This window comes from Terriglobus sp. YAF25 (genome assembly GCF_052113305.1).
Classification (GTDB): Bacteria; Acidobacteriota; Terriglobia; order Terriglobales; family Acidobacteriaceae; genus Terriglobus.
Map to the genome: position 1 here is coordinate 1 of NZ_JBFRCY010000545.1, position 4,473 is coordinate 4,473.

The following is a 4,473-nucleotide window of genomic DNA, read 5'->3' on the forward strand; positions in this document are numbered from 1 at the left end:
GTCCTTCGCTAATCACCCCAGCGAACAAGTTCGCTGGGGACCCCGAACGCTCAGGATGACAAACAAGAAGACGGTTCGCGCACAGCGCGAATACCCAGGTCCYAGAAGCGGGACCCGGGGCACCCGGCGTTGTGCATGCGTTAGAGACCGAAGAGTGGTTTGCGCTTCTGAGGTAGCAGAGGTGTGTTGATCAGTGTGACCAGAGGCGCGATGGCTTTCAAGCGTTTGGCGATCTCTTTGCCTACCGCGGGCGTGAGGGCAGTATCTGCCGGCAGCGTGACGGACCGGCCCCACTGCTTGTTGCGGATCAGATCGATCGCTGGATGATCGGCTGGAAAGCCTTTCGGAGGACGTGTGAGCGAGGTTGCCTCGTCGTGCGGAAAGAGCTTTACCAGCGGCTTCGCCGTGTAGAGCTTGCGCATCTCCACGTGATGATCGAGCAGGTACCGGCGGACTGCGAGCAGTTGCTCTGGCTGCGGCATATAGCAGCCGGCGGCGATCAGCAGTTCTTTGCCGGAGAGATGGAAGTAGAAACCGGCGCCTGAGGTCTTTTCGAGGCCCGTGCGCACCCACCATGCGCCGATGTGCTCCTTGTAGGGCCGCTTGTCGTTGGAGAAACGGGTGTCTCGGTAGATGCGGAAGAGGATCTTCTGCGGAGGACGCACGTGATCGGGAGCGAAGTCTTCCATGGCGTGCGTGATCTCAGAGATCAGCCCCAGCATGGGAGCCTTCAGCTCGCGCTCAAAGATCTCTTTGCGTGGTTGGAACCAGTCACGGTCGTTATTGCGCTTGAGGTCGCGCAGGAACTTCAGGGCTGCAGGGGGAGAAGCTGGCTCTGCTGTTCGATATCTGCGGTCTGGAACATGGAGCGCGCGAACATGTACTCCCAATGCAGAGAGCCGGCTTTGCGCTTGAGCAGCTTGACGTCGATAGATGCGGGATCGTCGATAAGCCCCAGATGACCCTGCGGCGCGAGCACCTCGGCGAGCTGCGGGAAGTGATCCTGCGTATTGGTAAGGCTGGCGATCAGGTCGGGCTGGCGGCCGTTGAGCTGCGGCGGCAGCGGTTGGGAGTGGTCGATCACGTCATGGACTCCCAGTTCCTCAACCCAGGCCTTCGTCTCGGGGCGGGAGGCGGTGCCGATGATGTGGAGGCCGGTCAATTGACGGGCGAGCTGGACCAGGATGGAGCCGACTCCGCCGGCGGCGCCGACGATCAGGAGCAACCGCGTGTCGTCCTTGCGTCCGGGAACGACGCCAAGCCGGTCGAAGAGCAGCTCCCAGGCCGTAATGGCGGTAAGGGGAAGGGCGGCGGCGTGGTCAAAATCCAGCGACTTCGGCTTGGCGGCCACAATGCGTTCGTCGACGAGGTGGAGCTGGGCGTTGGTGCCCTGGCGCAGCAGGGTACCGGTTCATGTCGACAGGGTTAACGGAGACGGCCTTGACCTCGACCAGAAGGTCGCGGCCGGCAGCGACGGGATCCGGGAGGGTGATGTCCTGGAGAACGTCGGGAGGTCCGGGCTGGGTATATCCAATGGCGCGCATCGTATCCCTTTGAGACTCAGATGCCGATAAGGGGTCTGAAGCATCTGATTTATAGATCGAGGTTAGATCATGATTCGCACCTGTCACCATTGCGGGCAGAAGAACCGGATTCCGTCCAAGCATCTGGCGGACATCGGCCGGTGTGGCAAGTGCAAGTCTCCGCTGCCGCCGGTCGCAGCACCGATCAGCGTGGATGCAACCGAGTTCGATGAGATTCTGCGGGAGTCTCCGGTGCCGGTGCTGGTGGATTTCTGGGCAGACTGGTGCGGCCCCTGCCGGATGGCGGCTCCATACGTCGCCGAGGTGGCCAGCGCCATGGCGGGAGAGGCGGTGGTGTTGAAGGTGGATACCGAGGCAAATCCGCAGTTGAGCGCGCGCTACCAGGTACGCGGGATTCCGAACTTCATCGTCTTCCGTAATGGGCGGGTAGTGGCACAACAGGCGGGTGTAGTGCCGGCGGAACAGATGATGCAGTGGATCAGGGCAGCTAAAAACAGTTAAAAGTTGAAAGTTAAAAGTTGAAGAGGTACGGCATGGGTTGGGAGAGGGTCTTGCCTGACTCGGGTTGACAGTTGCCCGTGAGTTGGATCTGACGAAAAGGTGATGGAGTTATCCCAAAGGTTGTTGGAATCTTTTCGAGTCGGCGGAGTAAGAATATGGGCATGCGTGCCCTGGTTGGTTTGATTGCTTGTCTCCTCTCCGCCTGTGCCTGGGCGCAGGATGTGTGCCGCCAGATCGGCGCTGACGATTGCCGCGATTCGATTGCATTCCTGCATGAGTTCCGGGCGGCGCTGGAAAAGGACGACAAGGTGGCGGTTGCTTTGATGCTGGACTACCCGGTGCGCGCCACCATCAAGGGCAAGTCAAAGCTGGTCTCGCGGCAGGGACTACTCGAACATTTTGACGAGATCTTCGACCCAGCGACGCGATGCGCCATTCTGAAGTCGGAGGACAAGGATCTCTTCCACAACTGGCAGGGGTACATGATCGCCGACGGCCGCATCTGGTGGGACAAACGCGCTCCGAAGGGAACACCAAAGGTAAAGCTGGCCGATGCGGAGTTCGTGCGGATGCTTCCGTTCCATGTCATCACCATCAACAATGGTGGACCTACGACGGTGGCCGCCTGCGGCGGGAAGTAGGGTGGGAAAGCATCCATCCGAAAACTGTGGGTAGAGAAGCAGATTTCTCCGCTTCCTTCCGGTCGATCCACTCCAACGAACAAAATTCGTTGGGGACCCCGGGCGCGCTACGAAATGACAAACAAAAAATCTGAGGTATTCTCAAGACCGCTGAGGTTCTTCTATGGACACTGCTGCCACCCTTCTGCTTTTTGTCGCGTTTGTGATCGGTATTGTGCTGCTGGTCACGATTCTCAAAACGCTCTACACGGTACGCACCTATACCGCAGGCGTGGTAGAGCGCTTCGGTAAGTTTCATCGCATTACCAAGCCCGGCCTGCATCTCCTGATTCCATATGCTGAGCGGGTCTTCTTTGTGGACCTGCAGGTGCAGCAGGCGCAGTTCTCGGTCGAGACCAAGACCCGCGACAACGTCTTTGTGCAGATTCCTGTAAGCGTGCAGTACCAGGTGCTGGAAGAGCGCCTCTTCGACGCCTTCTACAAACTGAGCAAGCCACAGAAGCAGATCGAGTCATTCGTCTTCAACTCGATCCTCGGACACGTGCCAAAGCTGACGCTGGATGAGACCTTCGAACAGCAGAGCGGCATCTCCGTGGGAGTGAAGAGCGAGCTGGACTCGATCATGAATGGCTTCGGCTTCATCATTCTGACCGCTCTGGTGACCGACATCGTTCCGGATGTGAAGGTAAAGACGGCGATGAACGATATCAACGCCGCACAGCGTGCCCAGGTCGCGGCACAGGCTCGCGGCGAGGCAGAAAAGGTGTTGAAGGTGAAGCAGGCGGAGGCAGAGGCACAGTCGAAGGCCCTGCAGGGGCAGGGCATTGCCGCCGAGCGCCAGGCGATCATCGATGGTCTGCGCAGCTCCATCGAACACTTCCGTGAAGCGGTTCCGGGAACGACCGCCGAAGATGTCATGGCGCTGGTGCTGGTAACGCAGTACTTCGATACGCTGAAGGATATCGGTCTGCGCAGCGGGACGAATACGCTGTTCCTGCCAAATAATCCCGGTGCGGCCAACGACTTCCTGCAGCAGATCGTTGCAGGGTTGCGTGCGGGCCGTGTTCCCGATGTCAGCGGCACTACAAACGCGGCACAGCCGAACAAGTAGGATTTTCGTGGAACAGGAGACGATTGTCGCCATCGCCACACCGCCGGGACGCGGCGGCATCGGCATCGTACGCATCAGCGGGCCTGAAGCACGCAGCATCGCCGAACCGATGCTGCATCTACGTGCGCCGATGGAGCCGGGACGTGCTCGCTTCGGCGATCTGCTGGACGAGGACGGCAGCAGACTCGATGAGGTCGTAACGACGTATTTCGCGGCGCCTCACTCGTACACCAGCGACGATGTGGTGGAGATTGCCGCGCATGGATCGCCGGTGGTGCTGGAGATGATCCTGCGCAGAGCGATTGCCGCCGGCGCGCGGCTGGCGCGGCCAGGAGAGTTTACCGAACGTGCCTTCCTCTCAGGCCGTCTGGACCTTACGCAGGCCGAGGCGGTGCGTGACCTGATCGAGGCGCAGACACTGCACCAGGCGCGTGTCGCCGCTCAGCAGCTAGGCGGGGCACTGGCGGAACGGGTGCGTCCAGTGAAGGATGCGCTGGTGAAACTGATTGCCGCGCTGGAGGCAGGCATCGACTTCGCCGAGGACGATGTGGACGTCATGCCACAGCAGGCGATCCTTGACGCTCTGAAGGCAGTACATGCGCCTCTGGTCGAACTGGCTGCAAGTTATGCGCAGGGACGCTTGGTCCGTGAAGGCGTGACTATGGCCATTGTAGGC

6 protein-coding genes are annotated in these 4,473 nt (G+C 60.1%); 4 read left to right on the forward strand and 2 right to left on the reverse strand.

Going from position 1 to position 4,473, the window contains the following annotated elements; genetic code table 11:
- Positions 1 to 140 precede the first annotated feature (140 nt).
- Positions 141 to 890 carry a DUF2461 domain-containing protein gene (locus tag AB4043_RS19755; RefSeq protein WP_442307859.1) on the reverse strand — a complete coding sequence of 250 codons (750 nt, stop codon included), beginning with the start codon at positions 888 to 890 and terminating at the stop codon, positions 141 to 143.
- Complete coding sequence (locus AB4043_RS19760; RefSeq protein ID WP_442307860.1) at positions 809 to 1,351, reverse strand: zinc-binding dehydrogenase; 543 nt, start codon at positions 1,349 to 1,351, stop codon at positions 809 to 811. Before AB4043_RS19760 ends, AB4043_RS19755 begins: the two co-directional genes overlap by 82 nt.
- A gap of 262 nt (positions 1,352 to 1,613) precedes the next feature.
- On the opposite strand from AB4043_RS19760, the gene trxC reads away from it, so the two are divergent.
- The 4 genes from trxC to AB4043_RS19780 all read left to right on the forward strand — a co-directional run.
- A complete protein-coding gene (trxC, locus tag AB4043_RS19765; RefSeq protein WP_442302503.1) occupies positions 1,614 to 2,045 on the forward strand; it encodes a thioredoxin TrxC in 432 nt (143 codons plus the stop codon).
- A 161-nt stretch (positions 2,046 to 2,206) separates the two neighbouring features.
- Positions 2,207 to 2,686 (forward strand): hypothetical protein, encoded by a 480-nt coding sequence (locus AB4043_RS19770; protein WP_442307861.1) that lies wholly within the window; start codon positions 2,207 to 2,209, stop codon positions 2,684 to 2,686.
- A gap of 163 nt (positions 2,687 to 2,849) precedes the next feature.
- Entirely contained in the window at positions 2,850 to 3,797 is a 948-nt protein-coding gene (locus AB4043_RS19775) for an SPFH domain-containing protein (RefSeq protein ID WP_442302501.1), read from the forward strand.
- A 7-nt stretch (positions 3,798 to 3,804) separates the two neighbouring features.
- Positions 3,805 to 4,473, forward strand: a 669-nt coding sequence (locus AB4043_RS19780; protein ID WP_442307862.1) for a tRNA modification GTPase, incomplete at its 3' end; no start/stop codon positions are given.

Coding starts and splice junctions, on each gene's coding strand:
- trxC (WP_442302503.1), top strand. CDS start 1,614: ATGATTCGCACCTGTCACCATTGCGGGCAGAAGAACCGGATTCCGTCC.
- AB4043_RS19775 (WP_442302501.1), top strand. CDS start 2,850: ATGGACACTGCTGCCACCCTTCTGCTTTTTGTCGCGTTTGTGATCGGT.
- AB4043_RS19770 (WP_442307861.1), top strand. CDS start 2,207: ATGCGTGCCCTGGTTGGTTTGATTGCTTGTCTCCTCTCCGCCTGTGCC.